Raw genomic sequence first — 22791 nt, 5'->3', positions numbered from 1 at the left:
GAAGACGGCGTGCGTCCTCGAAAAGGTTGCACCGATCCGCATTGACCAGGTGTGAAGGTGCGGTGAACGCTACCTCGCATCCGCGCGCACGCCGAAAGCGAGGAACGGAGCAGTGGCGACCGTACATGCCAAAGGTGAACAAAAGGCCGCCCCGGCATTGCCGGGGCGGCCTTTTTGTGGAGGGCCTCGTCAGGCCTTCATCAGCTCTTCCGCCTTGCGCTCCAGGTCCTCCAGACCGCCGCACATGAAGAACGCCTGCTCAGGGAAGTGGTCGTACTCACCCTCGCTGATCTTCCGGAACGCCTCGATGGTCTCCTTGATCGGGACCGTCGAGCCCGGAACGCCGGTGAACTGCTCCGCGGCGTAGGTGTTCTGCGACAGGAAGCGCTCGATCCGGCGGGCTCGGCCGACCGTGACCTTGTCCTCCTCGGAGAGCTCCTCGATACCGAGGATGGCGATGATGTCCTGCAGGTCCTTGTAGCGCTGCAGGATCCGCTTCACCTCGGTGGCCACCGCGAAGTGCTCCTGGCCGACGAACTCCGGGGCGAGGATCCGGGACGAGGACGCCAGCGGGTCCACGGCCGGGTAGATGCCCTTGTCGGAGATCGACCGCTCCAGGTTGGTGGTCGCGTCGAGGTGGGCGAACGTGGTGGCCGGGGCGGGGTCGGTGTAGTCGTCCGCCGGCACGTAGATCGCCTGCATCGAGGTGATGGCCTGGCCCCGGACGGAGGTGATCCGCTCCTGGAGCTCGCCCATCTCGTCGGCCAGGGTCGGCTGGTAGCCCACCGCGCTCGGCATCCGGCCGAGCAGGGTGGAGACCTCGGAACCCGCCTGGGTGAAGCGGAAGATGTTGTCGATGAAGAGCAGCACCTCCTGCTTCTTCACGTCGCGGAAGTACTCCGCCATGGTCAGCGCGGAGAGGGCGACCCGGAGCCGGGTGCCCGGCGGCTCGTCCATCTGGCCGTAGACCAGCGCGGTCTTGTCGATGACGCCCGACTCGGTCATCTCGGCGATGAGGTCGTTGCCCTCACGGGTCCGCTCACCCACACCGGCGAAGACCGACGTACCACCGAAGTTACGGGCGACACGGGTGATCATCTCCTGGATGAGCACCGTCTTGCCCACGCCGGCGCCGCCGAACAGGCCGATCTTTCCGCCCTTGACGTACGGGGCGAGCAGGTCGATGACCTTGATGCCGGTCTCCAGCATCTCGGTCTTCGGCTCCAGGTCCGCGAAGGCCGGGGCCTTGCGGTGGATACCCCAGTGGTCGTCCGGGGTGAGCGTCTCGCCCTCGGTGAGGTTGAGGACCTCGCCGATCGCGTTGAACACGTGACCCTTGACCGCGTCGCCCACCGGCACGGTGATCGGCGAACCGGAGTCACGCACCTCCGCGCCGCGGACCAGGCCGTCGGTCGGCTGCATCGAGATGGCCCGGACCATGTTGTCACCCAGGTGCTGGGCGACCTCCAGGGTCAGCGTCTTCTCACCACCGGACAGGTTCACGTCGACGTTCAGGGCGTTGAACAGGGCCGGCATGGCGTCGCGCGGGAACTCGGCGTCGACGACCGGGCCGATGACCCGGACCACGCGACCGGTGGCCGTCTTGGTCTCTACTGGGGCAGTCATCACACTTCACTTCCCGACGCGGCAAGCGCGTTCGCGCCGCCGACGATCTCGCTGATCTCCTGGGTGATCCCGGCCTGGCGGGCCGTGTTCATCTCGCGCGTGTACTTCTCGATCATCTCTTCGGCGTTGTCGGTGGCGCTCTTCATCGCCCGCCGCCGGGCCGCCGACTCGCTCGCCGCCGACTCGATCAACGCCGCGTAGATCCGCGTGTTGATGTACTTCGGCAGCAGCGCGTCGAGCAGCGCCTCCGCCTCCGGCTCGAACTCGTAGGCCGGGAGCAGCCCCTCGGAGCGCGGCCGGTCCTCGACCTGCATCGGCCCGATGATCTTGGCGACCGGGGTCTGGGTCATCAACGAGTGGAACTCGGTGTAGACCATGTGCAGCTCGTCGATGCCGAGCACCCCGTCCACCCCGGCGCCGCCGTCGACGTCGTCCGCACCGGCCGTGAACGCCTTGATCAGCGTCTCGCCCACCGCGCGGGCGTCCGCGAACGACGGCTGCTCCGAGAATCCGGTCCAGTTCGCCTCGATCGGCCGGTTCCGGAACCGGTAGTAGCTGACGCCCTTGCGCCCGACGACGTAGAGCACCGGCTCCTTGCCGTCGGCCCGGAGGCGGGCGATCAACGACTCAGCCGTCTTGATCGCGTTGGAGCTGTAACCGCCGGCCAGACCCCGGTCGGCGGTTACCAGCACGACGCCCGCCCGCCGCACCCGCTCACGCGGGGTGAGCAGCGGGTGGTCGATCCGCGCGTTGGACGCGAGCGCGGTGAGCACGCCGGTGATGGCCTGGGCGTACGGCAGGGACGCCTCCACCCGCGCCTGGGACTTGGCGATCCGGCTCGTCGCCACGAGCTCCATCGCCTTGGTGATCTTCTTCATCCCCTTAGCGGAGCGGATCCGCTGACGAAGAACGCGTACCTGGGCCGCCATGGGATCAGCTCTCGGCCGGGCGGTCGGTCGCGCCGTCGCGGAAGCGGGTCACCGTCTCGCGGTTCTCGTCACCCTCCAGCGGCGCGGCCGGCGCGTCGTTGACCTGACGCTCGTCCTCCTTGCCGAGGAAGACCTGCTTGAACTCGGTGATCGCCGCGTCCAGGGAGCCGATGATGTCGTCGTCCCACTTGTTGTCGGCGATCCCCGCCAGCACACCGGCGTGCTTGTGCCGCAGGTACTGGAGGAACTCCGACTCGAAGCGCCGGACCTCGCCCACCGGGACGTCGTCCAGCTTGCCCTCGGTGCCGGCCCAGACCGAGACGACCTGCTCCTGCACCGGGTACGGCGAGTAGTTCGACTGCTTCAGCAGCTCGACCAGGCGGGCGCCGCGGTCCAGCTGGGCCCGGGAGGCCTTGTCCAGGTCGGAGGCGAAGGCGGCGAACGCCTCCAGCTCGCGGTACTGGGCCAGGTTGAGCCGCAGCGAGCCGGCGACCTTCTTCATCGGCTTCACCTGCGCGGCGCCACCGACCCGGGAGACCGAGGTGCCGACGTTGATGGCCGGCCGGACGCCCTGGTTGAACAGGTCGGTCTCGAGGAAGATCTGGCCGTCGGTGATCGAGATGACGTTGGTCGGAATGAAGGCCGAGATGTCGCTGGCCTTCGTCTCGATGATCGGCAGACCAGTCATCGAGCCGCCACCCAGCTCGTCGGAGAGCTTCGCGCAGCGCTCCAGCAGGCGGGAGTGCAGGTAGAAGACGTCACCCGGGTACGCCTCACGGCCCGGCGGGCGGCGCAGCAGCAGCGACACGGCGCGGTACGCCTCGGCCTGCTTGCTCAGGTCGTCGAAGACGATCAGGACGTGCTTGCCGCCGTACATCCAGTGCTGCCCGATGGACGAGCCGGTGTAGGGGGCGATGTACTTGAAGCCGGCCGGGTCGGAGGCCGGGGAGGCCACGATGGTGGTGTACTCCATCGCGCCCGACTCTTCCAGCTGGCCCTTGATCGAGGCGATCGTGGAGGCCTTCTGGCCGATGGCGACGTAGATGCAGCGGACCTGCTTCTTCGGGTCGCCGGAGCGCCAGTTCTCCCGCTGGTTCAGGATGGCGTCGAGGGCGACCGTGGTCTTGCCGGTCTTCCGGTCACCGATGATCAGCTGCCGCTGGCCCCGACCGACCGGCGTCATGGCGTCGATCGCCTTGATGCCGGTCTGCAGCGGCTCGAAGACCGACTGCCGGGCCATCACGTTCGGCGCCTGCAGCTCCAGCTCGCGGTAGCCCTCGTCGGCGATGTCGCCGAGGCCGTCGATCGGCTGGCCGAGCGCGTTGACCACGCGGCCGAGGAAGGCGTCGCCGACCGGCACGGAGAGCACCCGGTCGGTGCGCTTGACGCGCTGCCCCTCCTCCAGGTTGGCGGAGTCACCGAGAACGACGACACCGATCTCCCGGACGTCGAGGTTGAGCGCCACGCCGAGCGTGCCGTCCTCGAACTCCAGCAGCTCGTTGGTCTTGGTCGAAGGCAGGCCCTCGACGTGGGCGATGCCGTCGCCGGTGTCGGAGACGGTGCCGACCTCCTCGCGGGAGACGTCGGTCGAGTAGGAGGAGACGTAGCGCTCCAGGGCGCCGCGGATCTCCTCCGTCGAGATGGTCAGCTCGGCCATCCTCTGCTTCCTTATGTATCAGGGGCCCGGGATACCTAGTACCGACCGGTCCGAGTGGCGTCTGTCGTTGAGGGCGCTGCGCGGCTGAGCCGGTCAGCGCTTCGCGAGCGCGTTGCGGGTCTCGTTGAGGCGGCGCAGGACGGTGCCGTCGTACAGGTCGGAGCCGACCCGCACGCTCACGCCACCCAGAACGTCGGGGTTCACCGTCTGTCGCACGGATACCTCCCGACCGTATATCGCGGAGAGCCGAGCGCCCAGCCGCTGCTCCTCACCGTCACTCAACGGGGCGGCGACGGTCACGTACGCGACCTGCCGGTCCCGTCGGTCGGCGGAGAGCTCGACCAGCCGGGTGAGCGCCCCGCTGAAGGAGCGACCTCCGAAGCCACCGAGCGCGACCCCGACGAGGCGGCCGGTGACCGGCCGGGCCTTGCCGGCGAGCAGCTGGTCGACCAGGGTCGCCCGCCGCTCGGACGGGACCATCGGGTCGGAGAGCGCGTTGGAGAGCTCCGGAGAGCCGGCGACGACCTGCCCGAAGCGGAACAGCTCGTCCTCGACCTCACTGAGCTCGCCGGCGGAGTCGGCGCTGGCCAGCAGCGCCTCCACGCCCAGCCGCTCGGCGCCGTCGAGAAGCTCGGACGGCGCCGACCACCGGCCGGAGACCAGCGCGGTGAGCAGGGTCAGCGCGTCCGCGCCGATCTTGCCGCTGAGCATCCCCGCGAGCAGCCCGGACCGGTCCGCGCCGGACCGGGCCGGGTCGGAGAGCGCCCGGCGCAGCCGCGGCTCCCGCCGCAGCAGGGCGGCGACGGAGAGGATGTCGTCGGCGGTGGTGGCCACCGCCGACGCCTCCGCGCCGCGGACGTACTCGTCGAGGCGCTCGGCCGCGATCTTGTACGACTCCCGGCTGGCGGCCTGCATCAGCGGGCCCCCGTGCTCTCGAGGCTGTCCAGGAACCGGTCGACGGTGCCCTTGCGACGTGCCTCGTCGGCGAGCGACTCACCGACGATCTTGCTGGCCAGGTCGACCGCGATCGTGCCGACCTCGGCGCGCAGCTCGCGCACGATGGTGGCCCGCTCGGCGGCGAGCTGGTCCTTGCCCGCCTGGATGACCCGGTCGGCCTCCTCCCGCGCCTTGGCGAGGATGTCCTGCCGGATGCCCTCGGCGTCGGCCCGGGCGTCGTCCCGGATCTTGGCGGCGTCGGTACGCGCCTCGGCGAGCTGCGCACGGTACTGCTCGAGCAGCTGGTTCGCCTCGGACTGCGCGGCCTCGGCGCGCTTGATGCCACCCTCGATGGCGTCGACCCGGGCCTGGAACGTCTGCTCCATGCGCGGGAAGACGAACTTCATCAGCACGAAGCAGAGCACGATGAAGGCGATGCCACCGACCACGATCTCCTGCCAGAGCGGCAGGATCGGGTTGTGCGCTTCACCGCCTTCTGCGGCGAGGAAGTACATGGAAGACCTCCCGGTCGAAGGGGGGCGGAATTACTGAATCGGGCCCTGCCACACGAAGCCGAATGCGACACCCAGCAGGGCGAGCGCCTCGATGACGGCGAAGCCGATCCAGACGTACGGCAGGGTGATCCGCGACGACTCCGGCTGGCGGGCGGTCGACTGGATGTAGGCGGCGAAGACCAGGCCGACGCCGATACCCGGGCCGATGGCGGCGAGGCCGTAGCCGATGGCGGCGGTGCTGCCCTCTACCGCGGCGAGAACGCTAGCGTCCATTGGTGTGGTTCCTCCTGGTTATCACGCGTGACTCTCACGCGGGACGACAACGGTTGGTGCGAGTGGATCAGTGTTCCTCGGCGAGCGCGCCCTGCACGTAGCTGGCGGTCAACACCGTGAAGACGTAGGCCTGCAGCACGATCACCAGGAACTCGAGGAAGGTGAGCGCCACGGTCATCACCCAGGACAGGACCGAGATCGGCGCCAGCAGGGCGTTGGCGTTGAGCATCGCGAAGCCGCCGAGCGTGAAGACCAGCAGGAGCATGTGGCCGGCGAACATGTTCGCGAAGAGACGAACGGCGAGCGAGAAGGGCCGGACCAGGAAGGTCGAGAACGCCTCGATCGGGATCAGCAGCGGCAGGATGTACCACGGCGCCGGGGGGATGAGGGCCCGCTTGAAGTACCCGCCGAAGCCGTGCTTCTTGATACCGACCCAGTTGAAGAGCACGTAGCTGATCAAGGCGAGGAAGGCCGGGAAGGCGATGTGCGAGTTCGGGGAGATCTGGAAGAACGGCACGATCGCGAAGAAGTTCGTCAGCAGCACGAAGCAGAAGAGCGTCGTGAAGTAGGGCGCGAACCGCACACCCTGGTGCCCGATCATCTCGACCGCGATGTTGTTGCGCACGAAGCCGTAGATCGACTCGGCGAGCCACTGCTTCTTGGTGGGCACCAACTGCGGCTTGCGGTAGGTGAGCAGGAAGAACAGGATCAGGATCCCGACCGCCAGCCACACCATGAACGTGATCTTGGTGAACCAGTAGTTGTTCTCCGCGCCCCACGGGGCGATGCTGGGCAGGTAGAAGTCCTCCACGCTGGGTGGGAAATTAACCTCGCCCTGTGCCAGGACGTTCGACTGTCCGAACACCGCGTCCCTTCCTATTTAGGCGTGCCGAGGTTGCGGATGACCAGGACGATGCCCCCGGCCATGCCGAGCACGATCCCGATGCCGGTGGCGATGCCCCCGGTCTCCAGCCATCCGTCAACCAGCCAGCCGATGAAGCCCCACACGAGCATGCCCGCGATCAGGTAGCTGAGCGCGGTCCAACCCTGACCGGCACCGGACGGAACATCGTCCGGGCCGCCAGCGCTGGGGGGTTTCTGGTCACCGGCCATGACGGGGCGAACGATATCAGTCGGGGAGAGAAGGCTGTGCCTCACCCCCCGCACAACCTGGTTGTGTGGGACACGGGTGGGCGAAGTCGTCGCGATGCACGCTACTCCCCTTCGGCAGGGGAGAGAATGACCGATCGGGGACACATCGGCGCGCGTTCCGAAAACTGGGACGCCGGCCCCCGTCAACCCGCCACGCGTCGCGCGTGGACCGTGGTGAGCCACCAGATGTGCACGCCCGTCCAGACCGCCACCCCGGCGGCGATGCCCAGGCACATCGGGATGAGACCGGGCCAGCCGGTCGAGGCCACCCCGACCATCACCGCGCCGATCACCGTGAACTTCGCGACGTAGAGCGCGAGGCCGAACGGCAGCACCAACTGCGTGTTGCGGGCGTCGACCCAGGCCAGCACCACAGTGGTGAGGCTGTAGCTGATCACCGTGACGGCCACCCCGGCGGCGGCGCCGAGCGCCGCGTCGGCCCCGCCGGTCACCCCGCCGACCACCGCCGCGACCCCGGCCAGCAGCACCGACGCGATCAGCAGCACCGGCAGGTGCCGCAGCCGCCAGCCCCGGTCCTCCGCTGCCCGCTCCGCGCGGGCCACCGGCTCAGCCACGGGGGTACGCCGGGAAAGTGGCGACCAGGTCGGTCACCTCGACGCCGATCCGGGCCAGCTCGTCGGCGCCCCCGGCCGTGGCCGGGTCGGTCCGCACGGCCCGGGCGATCAGACTCGCGATCTGCCGCATCTCGGGCTCCCGCATGCCCTGGGTGGTGACGCTCGGCGTGCCCACCCGGATGCCGGAGGAGACCATCGGCTTCTGCGGGTCGTACGGGATGGCGTTCTTGTTCAACGTGATGGCGGCGGCGTCGCAGCGCGCCTCCGCCTCCGCGCCCGTCACCCCGAGCTCTCGCAGATCGATCAGGGCCAGGTGGGTGTCGGTGCCGCCGGAGACCGGGCGCATCCCCTCGTCGGCGAGCCCCGTGGCGAGCGCCTGCGCGTTACTGATCACCTGGTCGGCGTAGGCCCGGTACTCGGGCTGCGCGGCCTCGCGCAGCGCCACCGCCTTCGCCGCGACCGCGTGCATCAGCGGGCCGCCCTGGGTGAACGGGAAGACCGCCTTGTCGATCCGCTGGGCCAGCGACTCCCGGCAGAGGATCATGCCGCCGCGCGGGCCGCGGAGCACCTTGTGGGTGGTGCAGCTGACCACGTCGGCGTACGGCACCGGCGACGGGATCGCCTTGCCCGCGACGAGCCCGATGAAGTGGGCGGCGTCCACCATGAGGTACGCGTCGACCTCGTCGGCGATCTCCCGGAACTTCGCGAAGTCGATCAGCCGAGGGTACGCGGTCGCACCGCAGATGATCATCTTTGGCCGGTGCGCCCGGGCCAGGTCCCGCACCTCGTCGTAGTCGATCAGCTCGGTGTCGCGCCGCACCGTGTAGCCCACCGTGGCGAACCACTTGCCGGAGAAGTTCACCCGGCTGCCGTGGGTGAGGTGCCCGCCGTGCGGCAGGTCCATGGCGAGGACGGTGTCCCCGGGCTGCACCAGCGCCGCGTACGTGGCGAGGTTGGCGCTCGCCCCGGAGTGCGGCTGGAGGTTGGCGTGCTCGGCGCCGAAGAGCTCCTTCGCCCGGGCGATGCCGATCTCCTCGGCCCGGTCCACCTCGGCGCAGCCGCCGTAGTAGCGCCGCCCCGGGTAGCCCTCGGCGTACTTGTTGGTGAGCGTCGAGCCGAGCGCGGCGAGCACCGCGGGCGAGGTGAGGTTCTCGCTCGCGATCAGTTGCAGCCCGCCCCGTAGGCGGTCCAGCTCGCCGAGCACCACGCCGGCGATCTCCGGGTCGGTGGCGCGGAGCTGCTCGAAGTCCGGCCCCCAGAAGGTGCTCGTCACGGTGTCCACGACGAAGCAGTCTATGGGGCCGCAGACTGGACACTGTGAGATGCCTGGTCACCGGTGCGACCGGATACATCGGCGGGCGGCTCGCGCCGCGACTGCTGGCCGACGGGCACCAGGTGCGCTGCCTGGCCCGCCACGCCGGCCGGCTGCGCGACGCGCCCTGGGCCGCCGCCGTGGAGATCGTCGAGGGCGACCTGCGTCGCCCCGAGACGCTGCCGCCCGCCTTCGCCGACGTGGACACCGCCTACTACCTGGTGCACTCGCTCGGTCAGGCCGGGTTCGAGTCGGCCGACCGGGAGGCCGCCGAGGCCTTCGCCGCGGCGGCCCGGGCCGCCGGCGTACGCCGCATCGTCTATCTCGGCGGGCCCGAGCCGGCCCGCGACGAGGCTTCGGCCCACCTACGGTCCCGCGCCGAGGTGGGGCGGATCCTGCTGGCCAGCGGCGTGCCGACGGCGGTGCTCCGGGCCGCGGTGATCATCGGATCCGGCTCGGCCTCGTTCGAGATGCTGCGCTACCTGAGCGAACGCCTGCCGGCGATGGTCACCCCGCGCTGGGTGCACAACCGGATCCAGCCGATCTCGGTCGAGGACGTGCTGCGCTACCTCGTCGGCTGCGTCGACCTGCCGCCCGAGGTCAACCGCGCCTTCGACATCGGCGGGCCGGACGTGCTCACCTTCGGCGACATGATCCAGCGGTACGCCCGGGTGGCCGGGCTGCGCGAGCGCGTCATCGTGCCGGTGCGCCCGCTGAGCCCCACGCTGTCGTCGTACTGGGTCGGACTGGTCACCCCGGTGCCGAACGCGATCGCTCGACCGCTGATCGAGAGCCTGATCCACGAGGCGGTCGTGCAGGAGCACGACATCGCCGCGTACGTCCCCGACCCGCCCGAGGGGCTCACCGGCTTCGACCAGGCGCTCGAGCTGGCCCTGGCGCGGGTGCGCGACGCCCAGGTGGAGACTCGGTGGTCGACCGCGAGCGGCCCGTACGCCCCGGCCGAGCCGCTGCCCAGCGACCCGGAGTGGTCCGGTGGTACCGCCTACACCGACCTGCGCGAACAGGTCGTCGACGCGCCCCCTGAGGCGCTCTGGCGAATCATCGAGGGCGTCGGGGGCGAGCACGGGTGGTACTCGTTCCCGCTGGCCTGGTCGGTGCGGGGCTGGTTCGACCGGCTGATCGGCGGGGCGGGGCTGCGACGCGGGCGGCGCGATCCGCACCGGCTCCAGGTCGGCGAGGCGCTGGACTTCTGGCGGGTCGAGGAGATCGAACCGGGACGGCTGCTGCGGCTGCGCGCGGAGATGCGGCTACCCGGCCGGGCCTGGCTGGAGATGCGCGCTCTGCCGGCCGCCGACGGGCGCAGCCGGTACCAGCAGCGGGCGGTGTTCCTGCCGCGTGGGCTGGCCGGGCACACCTACTGGGCCGCCGTCACCCCGTTCCACGCGGTGGTCTTCGGTGGGATGGCCCGCAACATCGCCCGCGGCGCGGAGCGGGGCGGCAGTGACCTCAGTTCCCGGTCCGGGGGCCGGTGAGGTCGAAGGCGATCCGTTCGCTCGGCGGCACGAAGTCACGTACCGGCTGGTCCCGCAGCCCGAACGAGAGCACCTCCCCGACCGAGCGGGCCAGTTCGGCCTGCACCGGCTTGCCGACCGCGTCCCGGGGGTCGTCCGGGTTCGCGGCCATCGCGGCGACCGCGAGTTGCGGGGTGAAGGCGACCACCGTCTCCGTCTCGTACCGCTCGGAGCTGCCCGTCTTGCCGGCCACCGGCCGGCCCAGCCGCTGCCGCAGGTCGGTCACGGTCCCGCCGTCGCACCCGTTGTACATCGACTGGTCGCCGACCGGGCAGCGGGCCGCGTCCACGGCCGCCCGCGCCACATCGGTGTCCAGCACCTGCCGGCAGTCCGGCTGCGCCGCCTCCACCGGCCGCCCGGACGCGTCGGTGATCGACACCACCGGCGAGGGTGCGCACCAGGTCCCCTCGGCCGCCAGCGTGGCGTACGCGTTCGCCAGGTCGAGCGGGGTGGTCGCAGAGACGCCGAGGGTGAACGGTCCCCACTCCTTGGCGCCGTGCCGGGCGAGTTGGGCGTCGGACTCGGCCCGGAAGGCGACGCCCAACCGCTCGGCCATCTCCACCGCCTTGTCGGCGCCGACCCGCTCGATCAGCCAGGCGAAGTACGTGTTGACCGAGTTGCCGAAGGCGCTCCACATGGTGTGCCGGCCGTCGACCGACGCAGAGGAGTTCTGCGGGCACCATTGGCCGTCGCAGCTCGCCGGCCCCGTTGCGCGATAGCCGGTGACCAGGCGGCCCGGCGCGTCGTACTCGGTCCGCAGCGGCAGGCCGGCCTCCAGCGCGGCGAGCATCGTGAAGAGCTTGAAGGTCGAGCCGCCCTGGTAACCGTTGATGGCTCCGCCCCCGGCGACCAGCTGGTTCACGGTGTTCGGGTAGTTCTTCTGCCCGGCGGGGTTCTCGTCGACGCCGTAGTCGCGGTTCACGGCCATGGCGAGCACCCGGCCGGTGCCGGGCTGGACGACGGCGGTCGGCGCCGCCCGGCGGTCGGTCTCCGGGTAGATCCGCAGCACCTGCTCGACGGTGGTGCGCTGCACGGCGGGATCGAGCGAGGAGACGATCGAGAAACCGCCCCGCCGCAGCGCCCGCTGCCGCTCGTCGGCGGTGGCGCCGAAGGCGGTCTGGTCGCTCCACCACCGGGTGAACCAGTCGCAGAAGAAGCCCCAGTCGTTCTGCGCCTCGGGCACCGCCGTGCAGTCGTTCGGCGTCTCGCTGGGGCGCAGCTTCAGCGGCTCCGCGTTGGCGCGCGCCGCCTGTTCGGGCGGAACCTGGCCGGACTCGGCGAGCTGTTGCAGCACGTACGACCGGCGGCCGAGGGCGGCGTCGGCGTCGCCGTTGATCGGCTCGTCGGTGTGCGGTGAGCGGACCAGGCCGGCCAGCAGTGCCGCCTCGGCCAGGGTCAGCTCCGCGGGCGACTTGGAGAAGTACCGTTTGCTCGCCGCCGCGATCCCGTACGCCCCGGCACCGAAGTACGCGATGTTGAGGTAGCGGGTGAGGATCTCCTCCTTGTCGAACTCCCGTTCCAGGGCGAGGGCGTACCGCATCTCCTGCACCTTGCGGGCGGCGCTCACCTCGGTGGCCGCCCGGCGCTGATCGGCGGAGAGGCGGGGATCGGTGCTCAGGACGTTGCGGACGTACTGCATGGTCAGCGTGGACGCGCCCTGCCGGGTCTCGCCGCCGCGCTGGTTGACCGCGAAGGCGCGTACCACGCCGCGCAGGTCCACCCCGCGGTGGTCGTAGAAGCGGAGGTCCTCGGCGGCCACGATGGCCTGCCGCATCACCGGAGCCACCTCGCGCAGCGGCACGTCCACCCGGTCCTCCTGGTAGAAGGAGGTGATCAGGGTGGTGCCGTCGTTGGCGTAGAGGTTGGAGCGCTGCGCGGTCGGCGACGTGCGCAGGGTGTTGGGCAGCTCCGAGTAGGGCGTGGAGAGGGCGCTGAAGCCGATCCCGAAGACCAGCGCGACCGGCAGGGCCGCTCCCGCCAGCACCAGACCGGCGAGCACGCCGGCGAGCAACACGGTCAGCACTTTGTCGAGATGGGCCCGGATCATCAGCTCTCCCCGCAGGAGCCGGTCACGCTAGGACCCGTTCAGAATGACCCGGAAAGCCCTGTTTCGCCGCCGATTCGCCTCAAACCCGGAGGAAACTCGCGAGGAGGACGGTCAGGGCAGAAGTGCCGCGGCGAGCGGCTGCACCGTCTCCTCGATCTCGTCGGCCACCCGGCTGAAGCACTGGTCACCCCGGCCCCACGGATCGTCGAGATCATCGGTGGCGAGCGAATGGGAATCGTGACGGGCCGCCTGCACCGCCGCCACCAGCGCCACCCCGCGGGCGTGTACCGCCTCCGGCGTGGCCGAGGACTCCGGCAGCCCAGCCACGTCCACCGCGCCCAGCAGCCGGCCGAACTCCCCCAGCACGAAGGTGCGCGCCGCGGCGTCGGGGCGCAGCGCCACCACGTAGTCCTGCTGGTCGGCGGTTGCCGTGAGGACGAGATCGGCGGCGTCGATGTGGTCCGAGCGGAGCTTGCGGGCGGCGAACCCCTCGGCGTCGCCGCCCCGGGACACCACCTGCCGGGCCGCCGGCGGGTTCATCTCCTCACCGGCGTGCCAGCCCCCGGTGCCGGCGCTGTGGCTGTGCACCAGCTCGTCGGCGCCGGCCGGGTCGAGGCCCAGCCGGGTCAGCCGCTCCCGTACGGCCAGCGCGAGCAGCCGCTCCGCCATCGGTGACCGGCAGATGTTGCCCATGCAGACGTGCAGCACGGTGAACGGTGGCACCTAGACTCCCTCGACGATGTCCGGCACCACGTCGCGCAGCTTCTCCAGCGGGATCGCGCCCTGGCGCAGGACCTGTGGCACCTCGCCGGTGAGATCCACGATCGTGCTCGGCACCGGATCCGGACAGGGGCCCGCCTCCAGGTACGCACGCACCGAGTAACCCAGCTGGTCGCGCGCCTCCTCGGCGGTGAGCGCGGAGGGCTGGCCCGTCTTGTTGGCCGACGAGACGGCCATCGGCCCGGTCTCCCGCAGCACCTCGAGCGCCACCGGGTGCAGCGGCATCCGCACCGCCACCGTGCCGGTCTTGTCCCCGAGGTCCCACTGCAGGCTCGGCGAGTGCTCGATCACGATGGTGAGCGCGCCCGGCCAGAACGCCTCGACGAGGTCCCGGGCCTCCCGGGGCAGCGAGAAGACCAGGCCGTCCAGGGTCTGCCGGGAGCCGATCAGCACCGGCGGCGGCATCTGCCGACCCCGGCCCTTGGCGTCCAGCAGCGCTTTGACGGCGTACGGGGTGAAGGCGTCCGCGCCGATGCCGTAAACGGTGTCCGTCGGCAGGACGACCAGTTCCCCGTTCTTGACCGCCTCGATGGCCGCGGCGATGCCGCGGTCCCGGTCGGCGGGCGACCGGCAGTCGTAGAGCATCACGAGGAGCCAGTCTGCCACGCCGGCCCGAGGTCGGGGCGGCGGCCGTCCGCACGTCGGGACGCGGTGGCGAACCGGGGCCTCCCGGTGAGGTCCCGATGCTCGGTGACGGCGGCGAACCGGCCGTCGGCGACGAGCAATGCCGGCACGTCCGCACCGTGCGTGTCGTCGTGCTCGATGCCGAGCATCCCGCCGGGCCGCAGCAGCGCCGCCGCGCGGGCGATCACCGGGCGGATGACCGACAGCCCGTCCGCGCCCCCGAAGACCGCCTCCGCCGGGTCGTACCCGGCCACCTCCGGGGCCACCACCGTGTCCGCGGGCACGTACGGCGGGTTGCAGAGCAGCACGTCGACCCGGCCGACCAGATCGTCGAGCAGGTCGGGGGCGGTGACGTCCGCCGCCACCACCTCGATCGGCCGGTCTCCCGCCGTGGCCCGGTCCCCCGCGTTGCGGCGCAGCCAGTCCAGCGCCGCCGGGGAGCGCTCGACCGCGACCACCCGGGCCGCCGGCAGCTCCTGGGCCACCGCGAGGGCGATCGCGCCCGAGCCGCTGCAGAGATCCACCACCAGCGGCGTGTCCCGGTCCCGCCCCTGCTCGATGCCCCAGCCGGCGAGCAGCTCCGTCTCCGGCCGGGGCACGAAGACGCCCGGCCCGACGGCCAGCTCCAGCCGCCGGAAGGCGGCGCTGCCGGTGAGGTGCTGCAACGGTTCACGGCTCACCCGGCGGGTCACCAGCGCGTCGAAGGTGGCGAGCTGGTTCGCGTCGAACCCGTCGGCGAGAGCCAGCCGGCCACGCGGCACATCCAGCACGTACGCGGCCAACAGCTCGGCCTCCGTACGGGCGGCCGGCACCCCGGCATCGTCGAGGATCCGGGCCGCCCGCAGCACGGCGATCGATGGCCGAATCCTATTCGTCCCTTCGGGGGGGTGTTGCGGCTCGATGGTCACGACATAATCATGAAGCGTCGCGGGGCACGTCACGAGCGGGTGCGTACAGGCGCATGCCGACAGGAGGTCGCTGGTGGGTTGGCTCGACCGGGTCGAAGACCAGGTTGACGCGCTGACGCAGTCGCGGGCGTTGCAGGAGGCCAGCCGGTCCGCCGAGGCGTACACGGTGCTGGAACGGGTGCTGCGCACCACAGCCAGCCCACGCACCCGGGCCGACGCCATGGTGCAGCGCCTCTCCGCCCTGATCAATCTCGGGCGCACGGCGGAGTTCACCCGCGCGATCGAGGAGGCGTCGGCGGCCGTCCGCGACCTCGCCGAGCCCTACCTGCACGGGCACCTCAACGCCCTGGCCGCACTCGCCGCCCACCATCAGGGCGCGCTCGACCGCTGCGTCACCCACCTGGTCAAGGCCGCCCGCGCGCTCGGCGCCGTCGAGGACCCGGACCGGGACACCGCCTGGGGCTGGCACGACCTGGCGATGGCCTACTCCTACCTCAGCTTCCACGGCTACGCCCTCGGCGCGATCGAGCGGGCCCGGCAGCTCGGCATGGCCGCCGGGATCCCCGAGGAGACGTTCGCCGCGCCCGGCATCCGCCTGCGCAACGCCGTCGCGCTCGACCACAACGGCGACAGCGACGGCTGCCTGCGGGTGCTGCGCGATGTGGCGAGCGACCTGGCCCGCTTCCTGCACGGCGGGCGGGCCGGGCAGCTGCGCCCCAGCAGCCTCTCCGCGTACGGCTACGCCGCGGCCCGCCGGGCGGCGCTCGGCGACGAGATCGAGTTCAACAGCGACGCCGATCCCGCCCGGCTGCTCGCCCACGGCGGCGACAGCGCCCGGGCGCGGGACATGCGTGAACTCGGTCACGTCTGCCTCGCCATCGCCTCCGGCCGACCGATCGAGGCGGTGGCCCGGCTGGACACCGTCCGGGTCTCCAACGAGACGCTCGGCGCGGCCGAACCGGCCCGGCTGCGCAGCATCGCCCTGTCCCGGGCCGGTGATCACGCGGCCGCGCACCGGGCGGACCGGCTGGCGTTCCGGCTGGCGGCGCAGCGCAACGACCGGCTGCGGGACGTCTACATCGACGGCATCGCGGCCCGCATCGACCACGAGGAGATGCGCCGGGAGGCCGCCCGCTACGAGGGCGAGGCGCTCACCGACCCGTTGACCGGTCTGCCCAACCGCCGCCGGCTCGAGCGCTACATCGCCAGCGTGGTGGCGCGGGGCGAGCAGGTGGTGATCGGGGTCTGCGACCTGGACGGCTTCAAGGCGGTCAACACCCGGCACGGACACCACTCGGGTGACCTGGTCCTCCAGCGCATCGCCGGGGTGATCAACCGGGTGATGCGCCGGGGTGACTTCGTGGCCCGCTACGGCGGGGACGAGTTCGTGGTGGTGCTGCCCGGCGCGGGCATGAGCGAGGCCGCCGAGGTGGCCCGCCGGGTCGGCGCGGCGGTGGCGAGCGAGGACTGGGAGGCGCTGGTCCCCGGCACCCCCGTCGGGGTGAGCATCGGCTTCGCCGAGGTCTCCGGCACCGGGCCGGCGCTTCGCGACGCGCTCAGCACCGCGTTCGAGATCGCCGACCGCGAGATGCTCCGAGCCAAGACCCGCCCCCGCGCCTCCTGACCCTCCCCCACGCACACCCTCCCCCTCCCCTTCCCCCGTCCCCCGGGCGTGATCAAGAGGTTTGCGTCACCGGGGTGATCGAAGGTGACGCGAAGCTCTTGATCAACGGGGCGACGGCGGCAGGGAGCCGGGGGCCGGGTCAGCGGCGGGTTAGTTCGGTGTCGCCGGCCAGGCGGGCGGCGCGGTCCGCCTCGGCCAGCGCGTCGAGCACGCCGTCGAGGTCACCGGCGAGGGCCAGATCCAGGTTGTACGCGGTGTAACCGATCCGGTGGTCGGTGATCCGGTTCTGCGGGAAGTTGTAGGTGCGGATCCGCTCCGAGCGGTCCACGGTGCGCACCTGCGCCTTACGCGCGTCGGAGGCGGCCGCGTCGGCCTGCTCCTGCGCCGCCGCGAGCAGCCGGGCCCGCAGGATCCGCATCGCCTGCTCCCGGTTCTGCAGCTGCGACTTCTCGTTCTGGCAGGACACCACGATGCCGGTCGGCAGGTGGGTGATCCTGACCGCCGAGTCGGTGGTGTTCACCGACTGCCCACCGGGGCCGGACGAGCGGAACACGTCGATCCGCAGCTCGTTCGGGTCGATCGTGACGTCGACCTCCTCGGCCTCCGGCAGGACGAGCACACCGGCCGCGCTGGTGTGGATGCGGCCCTGCGACTCGGTGACCGGGACGCGCTGCACCCGGTGCACCCCGCCCTCCCACTTGAGGCGGGACCAGACCCCGTTGCCGCCCTCCGGCACGCCCTTGGTCTTGATCGCCAGCGAGACGTCCTTCATCCCACCGAGGTCGGAGTCCTGGGCGTCGATCACCTCGACCAGCCAGCCCCGCCGCTCGGCGTACCGGGTGTACATCCGCAGCAGGTCACCGGCGAAGAGCGCCGACTCCTCGCCACCCTCGCCGGCCTTGATCTCGACGATCACGTCCTTGGCGTCGTGCGGATCGCGCGGGATCAGCAGCTCCGCCAGCCGCTCCTCCAGCGCCGGCATCGTCCCGGCGATCGAGTCGACCTCGGCGGCGAAGGACGGATCCTCCGCGGCCAGCTCCCGGGCGGCGGCCAGGTCGGCGCGCGCCTGGGCCAGCTCACCGGCCGCCTTGTGCAGCGGCACCAGCTCGGCGTACCGGCGACCGACCCGGCGGGCGACCGCCTGGTCGGCGTGGATGGCCGGGTCGGCCAGGCGCTTCTCCAGGTCCGCGTACTCGTCGAGAAGGGCGGTCAGACGCTCGCTGCTCATGCTGCGGATGCTCCTTCGACGCGAGGACGGAGGGCCGGCGTACCGGAGGGGAACCGGCGGTAATACGGACGGCGCCCGCGTCCGGTGGGAAACCGGACGCGGGCGCCGAACGAGGAGTTACTTGGCCTTCTTGGCCTGAACCTTGGCGTACTTCTGCTGGAACTTCGCGACCCGACCGGCGGTGTCCAGCACGCGCTGCTTACCGGTGTAGAACGGGTGGCAGGCGCTGCAGGTCTCGACGCTGATCTCGCCGCCCTTGGCGGTGCTGCGGGTCGTGAAAGTGTTGCCGCAGGAGCAGCGGACCTCGGTGGTCACGTACTCCGGGTGGATGTTGGGCTTCATGTCGCCTCGGTCCTTTCGTCGGTGGTCGCCGGGTCGCCGTCGCCACCCGCCGCACGTACGACGGGCTCAGGCGTGAACCGGAACCGGTGGCCGATTGACCAGTGTGCCATGGCTGCCGGCCTGACCCGTCATCGGGCGGCACCGCTGGTCCGGCTTCGACAACGCACGGCGTCCCACCGGCATTCCCGTCCGCTGTCCGGGCATTCACCCGGCACCCACCCCCCGGGTCGTACCCCGGGTGGGGCACGATCGACCCCGCGCCGCAGGGCGCCCGCCGGAGGCCGACGACGGAGGTGTACGCGATGCCCCGCCTGATCGCGACCCGCGGGCTGCCCGCCTCGGGAAAGACCACCTTCGCCCGTACACTCCAGCCGTCCGTGGTCCGGGTGAACCGCGACGACCTGCGGCGGATGCTGCACGGCGAGCGGTTGTTCACCCAGTGGGCGGAGGCCCAGGTGACCACCGCCCAGCGGGCCCAGGTCGAGGCGCTGCTCCGGGCCCGGGCCGACGTCTGCGTGGACGACACCAACCTGCGCGCCCGGACGCTGCGGGACTGGGCCGAGCTGGCCGAACGGTACGGCGCCGAGTTCGAGGTGCACGACTTCACCGACGTCCCGCTGGACGAGTGCCTGCGCCGGGACGCCGCCCGGCCGGAGCCGGACCGGGTCGGCGAGGCCGCGATCCGCCGGCTGCACGAGCGCTACCTGGCGGGGCGTCCGCTGCCGCTGCCGGTGCCGCAGGCCCGCGCCGGCCGCCCGAAGCGGGTGCACCCCGCCCCGGCGGGAGCGCCGGAGATCGTTCTGGTGGACATCGACGGCACCGTCGCGCTGCACGTCTCCCGCAGCCCGTACGACATGACGCGGGTCGCCGAGGACGAGCCGAACGAGGCGGTGATCGCCGCGGTCCGGGCCATGCACGCGGCCGGGTACGGGGTGGTCTTCTGCTCCGGCCGGGACGCCTCGGCGCGGGTCGACACGATGGCCTGGCTGGCGCGGCACGTCCGGGTGCCGTACCTCGCGCTGCACCTGCGGGCGGTGGGTGACGCCCGGAAGGACTCGATGGTCAAGCGGGAGATCTACGAGCGGGAGGTGCGGGACCGCTACCGGGTGGTCGGTGTCTTCGACGACCGGGCGCAGGTGGTCCGGATGTGGCGTTCCCTGGGCCTCACGGTGTTCCAGGTCGCCGACGGGGACTTCTGAGGCGGAGGGGCCCCGGCGACCGGGGCCCCTCCCCTGCTCAGGCGGCGGCGCGCAGCGCCGTGGTGATGGTGGCCTGCGCGCGTACGCCGTTGACCGTCACCGCCAGCACCAGCGAGGCGCCGGGGCGCAGCGCGGTGAGCCGGCCGGTGGCCGGGTCGAACCGGGCCACGTGCCACGGTCGCAGCCCGGTCAGCGGCCCGATGTGCACGTTCGGCGACGCGGACCAGTCGGCGCTCACCGGCGCGGCCACCGGGACCGTACGCCCACCCGGCTGGGTCAGCGTGGCGGTGACCGTGACCGGCTTGCCGAGGGCGACGCCGGTCGGGGCGTTCACCGCGAGCCGGTCGGTGTGCGCGTGCACCTCGGCCGTCACCCAGCGCGGCCCGTCGGCGAGCGGGTCCTGCCGGGCCCGGTCGGCCTCGGCCGGGCTGACCGGGTCGACGCCGAACTCGGTCCAGCCGGTGAAGCCGCCCCGGTCGGCCGGGGTGGAGGGCGTCTTGCCGGAGTTGCCGTTGATCACGTACGGGACGCCGTCCACCCGCTCGGCGTGGAACGTGCCGACGTGCCCGCCGACGAAGAGCGCGCCCTTGCCGGTGCGGTGCTGGAAGTCGGCGAGCCACTGCTCCAGCAGCGCCGCCTCCTTCCGGTCGCCGAGCTGGCTCGCCTGCGCCGGGCTGGGATCGCGCGGCGGATGGTGGTGCAGTACGACGACGGAGCCGACGGCCGGGTCGGTGGCCGCCGAGTCGAGCGCCTCGCGCAGCATCCGCACCTGGTCGAAGCCGCCACCACGCAGGGAGCCGGTCGAGGTGTCCAGCGTCACGAAGCGGGTGCCCCGGTGGTCGAGGACCCGTGACGTGTCGCCGAAGACGGCCCGGAAGTTGCTGATCGGCGCGCCCATGATCTCGTGGTTGCCGGGCACGTAGTACCAGGGCAGTTCGTCGCCGAGCTCCTCGTCGAGCAGCCGTTTCGCGAGTTCGAAGTCGGCCGGGTAGGCGGTGTCCACCAGATCACCGTTGATCACCAGGAAGTCCGGGCGGGACGCCTTGATCTCGCGCAGCGTACGGCGGGCCTGGGCGACCAGCTCACTCTCCGGGTCGGCCGCGACGAACTGGGCGTCGGACATCACGGCGAAGCGCCACGGCGCGGCGTCGACGGTGCCGTCGGTGACCACCACCCGGTCGGTCTCCGGCTCTTCGGCGGGTACGGCCACCGACGGCGGCACCTTGGCCACCAGGTCGTCGATGACGATCTCGCTGGTGTACTGGGCAGCGGCGTCGGTCTCGGCCACGTAGAACCGCCGGATCCGCACCGGGTACTGCACCCCGGCCGGAACGGCGAACTCCACGTACCGCCACCCGGTCCAGGTGATGTACGGCCCGCGCAGCACATGCTGGGTGTCCTGGGCGTCGTGCAGGTGCAGGCTCGGCCACTCCCCCTTGCCGTTGCCGTGGATCCACATTCCGAACGCCTGCGGTTGACCGGGGACCTCGATCCAGGCCGGCGGGTCCGCGTACGCGGCGCGGGTGCCGGTGGACTGGCCGAAGTCGTACGAGAGCTTCAGGCCGGTGCCGGTGTGGCCCGGCACGGGAGCGACGGATCCGCTCGCCCGCGCCTGGCTGAACCTCCAGGCGGCCGCGTCCTCGAAGTCCGCCACCGGCTGGTCGGTCAGCCCGATGGTGACCGGGACGACGGTGCGCTCCCCTCGGACCTGGACGGTGACGAGGGCGGCACCGGTGTCGCGCAGCGCGGTGACCGTGAGGTTGCCGTCGTCGTCGGGGACGATCCGCAGCAGGTCGTGGTCGTACTCCAGCTCCAGGTCGGCGGGCTCGATCGGAGCGGTGTTCCCCTCGGCGTCGCGTCCGACCACGCCGAGGCGTGCGCTGCCGTCGAGCCCGGTCAGGCCGACCCGCTCGACCGTGGCGTCGATGCCGGCGAGCGGCCCGAGGACGGTGAGGTCGAGCGATCCGGTGGCGCCACCTCGGCGCGCGGTGACGGTCGCCGGGCCGGGCAGCAGGGCGCGGAAGACGTTGTCGCCATCCACCCGGCCGCGCGTCGCGGGTCGGGTCTGCCAGCTCGGCCTGCCGGCCGCCGGACCGTACGTCTCGTCGTGGCCGGCGGCGGTGAGGCGGCGGCTGAGCCCGGGGAAGACCCGGTCCGGCCGGCCGCCGCGGACCGGGGAGACGCCCGGCGCGGCGGTCGGGTCGGCGGCCGTCTCCACCCAGTAGCCGGTCAGCCGCCCGCTGCCCTTCGGGGCGTAGAGGGCGAGGCCGTTGGGGACGGGGCGCTCGGAGCCGTCCGAGGGGCTGTTCTCCACCTGGACGGCGGCCGCGCCCGGCTCGCGGGCGAGCAGCGTCGAGGAGCCGCCGCCGTCGAGGTTGAGCGCGTTCTGCGCACCCAGCTCGGCCATCATCCGGCCCATCTCGGTCTGCGTGACGCCTCGGCTGTCGACCTGCCGGCCGTCCACCGTCAGCATGATCATTTTTCGGCCGTCGGCGGTGAAGCCGACAGCCGTGCGCGGCGCCAGCGACGAATCCGCAATCGTCTGCACCACGCCGTCGCGGACCAGCACGTTCCCGCCGCCGACCGCGGCGTGCAGGTTGCTGCCGTCGGACGGCTTCGGCTGCCAGGCCACCTCCACCGGGTCACCGGGGCGCAGCCCGGCGAGCGCGTCGGCGCCGCCCTCCCGGCCGAGCAGGAGGGTGGTCCCGGCGGGGATGGGTCCGCTGCCCGCTGCCGGGTCCACCCGGGCCACGTGACCGTCGACCACGGTGACCTCGGTGACGCGCGTCGCGCCGGAGACCGCCTGCTCGCGGGGGTACGTCCCCCAGAGCGCGGTGAAGACACCGACGCCGCCGGCCTGGACCATGTTGTTGAACTGGGTGAGCGTGACCGCTCCGGTGGGCAGGGTGGCGGTGCCGTCGAAGTTCACCTCGACGACCCGGCCGACGCCCTGGCTCGTCACCGCCACCGCGTTGCGGTGCCCGCTTACCGCCGACTGGATGAGTTCACCGTCGCGGATGCCGACCCCCTGCGCGGCTCCGGAGTTGTTGATGTCGAAGAAGTCGCCGTTGACCGCGGCGACCGCGCGGGTACGGTCCACGGCGGCGCGCAGCGGCTCTGTTCCGCTGACCACGCCGGAGTTGACGTAGTCCACGGTGACGCCGCCGTTGAGGTCGGCGGTGAGCGCGTCGGCGCGCAGCCAACCTTCGGCGTCGTACCGGTCGAAGGAGGTGAGCTGGACTCCGGGCGCGACGGGGCGGCTGGTCCTCGTGGTCTCCAGTCCACCGGCCGGCTCGACGTCGACGTCGACGTCGGGGACGGGGGCGGTGGCGGTGGCCGGCGCGGCGTAGCCGGCGGTGGTCGGCGCGGCGGTGGCCGGTGGTGGGCCGGCCAGGGTCAGCAGCGGCGTCAGCAGCAGGACGCCGGCGAGGTGGGCGAATCGTCTGCGGGTACGCATGGACGACAGTCAACCGGACACTGAATAGAAGTTTCAATAGCGTCCGCATGAATGGAGGAAAGCTGCACTCATGTC

At 71.8% G+C, this 22791-nt stretch carries 20 protein-coding genes; 3 read left to right on the top strand and 17 right to left on the bottom strand.

The window, feature by feature from the left end; all coding sequences use genetic code 11:
- Positions 1-189 precede the first annotated feature (189 nt).
- From atpD to D7147_RS19025, 10 genes are all read right to left on the bottom strand, one after another.
- Positions 190-1626: a F0F1 ATP synthase subunit beta gene (atpD, locus tag D7147_RS19070; protein ID WP_120679499.1), complete on the bottom strand. Its 1437-nt coding sequence runs from the start codon at positions 1624-1626 to the stop codon at positions 190-192.
- Entirely contained in the window at positions 1626-2555 is a 930-nt protein-coding gene (locus D7147_RS19065; protein WP_120679497.1) for a F0F1 ATP synthase subunit gamma, read from the bottom strand. The genes atpD and D7147_RS19065 overlap by 1 nt, the downstream gene beginning before the upstream one ends.
- A gap of 4 nt (positions 2556-2559) precedes the next feature.
- Entirely contained in the window at positions 2560-4212 is a 1653-nt protein-coding gene (gene atpA / locus D7147_RS19060) for a F0F1 ATP synthase subunit alpha (RefSeq protein ID WP_120679495.1), read from the bottom strand.
- Between the two features lie 93 nt (positions 4213-4305).
- Positions 4306-5127 (bottom strand): F0F1 ATP synthase subunit delta, encoded by an 822-nt coding sequence (locus D7147_RS19055; protein ID WP_120679493.1) that lies wholly within the window; start codon positions 5125-5127, stop codon positions 4306-4308.
- Positions 5127-5663, bottom strand: a complete 537-nt coding sequence (locus tag D7147_RS19050) for a F0F1 ATP synthase subunit B (RefSeq protein ID WP_120679491.1) — start codon at positions 5661-5663, stop codon at positions 5127-5129. The genes D7147_RS19055 and D7147_RS19050 overlap by 1 nt, the downstream gene beginning before the upstream one ends.
- 30 nt (positions 5664-5693) lie before the next feature.
- Positions 5694-5936, bottom strand: coding sequence for an ATP synthase F0 subunit C (locus D7147_RS19045; protein ID WP_120679489.1), 243 nt, complete (start codon positions 5934-5936; stop codon positions 5694-5696).
- A 67-nt stretch (positions 5937-6003) separates the two neighbouring features.
- Positions 6004-6801 (bottom strand): F0F1 ATP synthase subunit A, encoded by a 798-nt coding sequence (atpB, locus tag D7147_RS19040; protein ID WP_120679487.1) that lies wholly within the window; start codon positions 6799-6801, stop codon positions 6004-6006.
- Between the two features lie 11 nt (positions 6802-6812).
- On the bottom strand, positions 6813-7049 hold the full coding sequence (locus D7147_RS19035; protein WP_120679485.1) for an AtpZ/AtpI family protein: 237 nt from the start codon (positions 7047-7049) through the stop codon (positions 6813-6815).
- Between the two features lie 182 nt (positions 7050-7231).
- The gene (locus D7147_RS19030; RefSeq protein ID WP_120679483.1) at positions 7232-7663 is read right to left on the bottom strand and encodes a hypothetical protein; all 432 of its coding nucleotides are present in this window, start codon (positions 7661-7663) and stop codon (positions 7232-7234) included.
- A complete protein-coding gene (locus D7147_RS19025) occupies positions 7656-8945 on the bottom strand; it encodes a serine hydroxymethyltransferase (RefSeq protein ID WP_199734205.1) in 1290 nt (429 codons plus the stop codon). The genes D7147_RS19030 and D7147_RS19025 overlap by 8 nt, the downstream gene beginning before the upstream one ends.
- 35 nt (positions 8946-8980) lie before the next feature.
- Between D7147_RS19025 and D7147_RS19020 the strand changes: the two genes are divergently transcribed.
- Complete coding sequence (locus D7147_RS19020) at positions 8981-10468, top strand: SDR family oxidoreductase (protein WP_120679481.1); 1488 nt, start codon at positions 8981-8983, stop codon at positions 10466-10468.
- On the opposite strand, the gene D7147_RS19015 is transcribed toward D7147_RS19020, so the two are convergent.
- The 4 genes from D7147_RS19015 to prmC form a co-directional block, all read right to left on the bottom strand.
- Positions 10443-12554, bottom strand: a complete 2112-nt coding sequence (locus tag D7147_RS19015; protein ID WP_120679479.1) for a transglycosylase domain-containing protein — start codon at positions 12552-12554, stop codon at positions 10443-10445. The genes D7147_RS19020 and D7147_RS19015 overlap by 26 nt on opposite strands.
- Before the next feature lie 111 nt (positions 12555-12665).
- Positions 12666-13277, bottom strand: a complete 612-nt coding sequence (locus tag D7147_RS19010; RefSeq protein WP_120679477.1) for an arsenate reductase/protein-tyrosine-phosphatase family protein — start codon at positions 13275-13277, stop codon at positions 12666-12668.
- Positions 13278-13919, bottom strand: coding sequence for an L-threonylcarbamoyladenylate synthase (locus tag D7147_RS19005; RefSeq protein ID WP_120679892.1), 642 nt, complete (start codon positions 13917-13919; stop codon positions 13278-13280).
- Positions 13919-14866 (bottom strand): peptide chain release factor N(5)-glutamine methyltransferase, encoded by a 948-nt coding sequence (gene prmC / locus D7147_RS19000; protein WP_120679475.1) that lies wholly within the window; start codon positions 14864-14866, stop codon positions 13919-13921. The genes D7147_RS19005 and prmC overlap by 1 nt, the downstream gene beginning before the upstream one ends.
- Positions 14867-14939: 73 nt before the next feature.
- Between prmC and D7147_RS18995 the strand changes: the two genes are divergently transcribed.
- The gene (locus D7147_RS18995; RefSeq protein WP_120679473.1) at positions 14940-16490 is read left to right on the top strand and encodes a GGDEF domain-containing protein; all 1551 of its coding nucleotides are present in this window, start codon (positions 14940-14942) and stop codon (positions 16488-16490) included.
- A gap of 139 nt (positions 16491-16629) precedes the next feature.
- Here D7147_RS18995 and prfA read toward each other — a convergent pair whose 3' ends face one another.
- Positions 16630-17718 carry a peptide chain release factor 1 gene (gene prfA, locus D7147_RS18990; protein ID WP_120679471.1) on the bottom strand — a complete coding sequence of 363 codons (1089 nt, stop codon included), beginning with the start codon at positions 17716-17718 and terminating at the stop codon, positions 16630-16632.
- 117 nt (positions 17719-17835) lie between these two features.
- Complete coding sequence (gene rpmE, locus D7147_RS18985) at positions 17836-18060, bottom strand: 50S ribosomal protein L31 (protein ID WP_120679469.1); 225 nt, start codon at positions 18058-18060, stop codon at positions 17836-17838.
- Between the two features lie 302 nt (positions 18061-18362).
- On the opposite strand from rpmE, the gene D7147_RS18980 reads away from it, so the two are divergent.
- Positions 18363-19259, top strand: a complete 897-nt coding sequence (locus tag D7147_RS18980; protein WP_120679890.1) for a phosphatase domain-containing protein — start codon at positions 18363-18365, stop codon at positions 19257-19259.
- A 37-nt stretch (positions 19260-19296) separates the two neighbouring features.
- On the opposite strand, the gene D7147_RS18975 is transcribed toward D7147_RS18980, so the two are convergent.
- Positions 19297-22716, bottom strand: a complete 3420-nt coding sequence (locus D7147_RS18975) for a phosphodiester glycosidase family protein (RefSeq protein WP_120679467.1) — start codon at positions 22714-22716, stop codon at positions 19297-19299.
- Positions 22717-22791: the final 75 nt, after the last annotated feature.

Source organism: Micromonospora musae (genome assembly GCF_003626545.1).
Classification (GTDB): Bacteria; Actinomycetota; Actinomycetes; order Mycobacteriales; family Micromonosporaceae; genus Micromonospora; species Micromonospora musae.
This window is presented reverse-complemented; position numbering and strand designations above follow the sequence as displayed.

Excerpts from the sequence above, each read along its gene's own strand:
- D7147_RS19050 (WP_120679491.1), bottom strand. The coding sequence starts at position 5,663 with ATGTACTTCCTCGCCGCAGAAGGCGGTGAAGCGCACAACCCGATCCTG.
- D7147_RS19035 (WP_120679485.1), bottom strand. The coding sequence starts at position 7,049 with ATGGCCGGTGACCAGAAACCCCCCAGCGCTGGCGGCCCGGACGATGTT.
- D7147_RS18980 (WP_120679890.1), top strand. The coding sequence starts at position 18,363 with ATGCCCCGCCTGATCGCGACCCGCGGGCTGCCCGCCTCGGGAAAGACC.
- D7147_RS18975 (WP_120679467.1), bottom strand. The coding sequence starts at position 22,716 with ATGCGTACCCGCAGACGATTCGCCCACCTCGCCGGCGTCCTGCTGCTG.
- atpD (WP_120679499.1), bottom strand. The coding sequence starts at position 1,626 with ATGACTGCCCCAGTAGAGACCAAGACGGCCACCGGTCGCGTGGTCCGG.
- rpmE (WP_120679469.1), bottom strand. The coding sequence starts at position 18,060 with ATGAAGCCCAACATCCACCCGGAGTACGTGACCACCGAGGTCCGCTGC.
- D7147_RS19045 (WP_120679489.1), bottom strand. The coding sequence starts at position 5,936 with ATGGACGCTAGCGTTCTCGCCGCGGTAGAGGGCAGCACCGCCGCCATC.
- atpA (WP_120679495.1), bottom strand. The coding sequence starts at position 4,212 with ATGGCCGAGCTGACCATCTCGACGGAGGAGATCCGCGGCGCCCTGGAG.
- D7147_RS19055 (WP_120679493.1), bottom strand. The coding sequence starts at position 5,127 with ATGCAGGCCGCCAGCCGGGAGTCGTACAAGATCGCGGCCGAGCGCCTC.
- D7147_RS19015 (WP_120679479.1), bottom strand. The coding sequence starts at position 12,554 with ATGATCCGGGCCCATCTCGACAAAGTGCTGACCGTGTTGCTCGCCGGC.
- D7147_RS19005 (WP_120679892.1), bottom strand. The coding sequence starts at position 13,919 with ATGCTCTACGACTGCCGGTCGCCCGCCGACCGGGACCGCGGCATCGCC.
- D7147_RS19065 (WP_120679497.1), bottom strand. The coding sequence starts at position 2,555 with ATGGCGGCCCAGGTACGCGTTCTTCGTCAGCGGATCCGCTCCGCTAAG.
- prfA (WP_120679471.1), bottom strand. The coding sequence starts at position 17,718 with ATGAGCAGCGAGCGTCTGACCGCCCTTCTCGACGAGTACGCGGACCTG.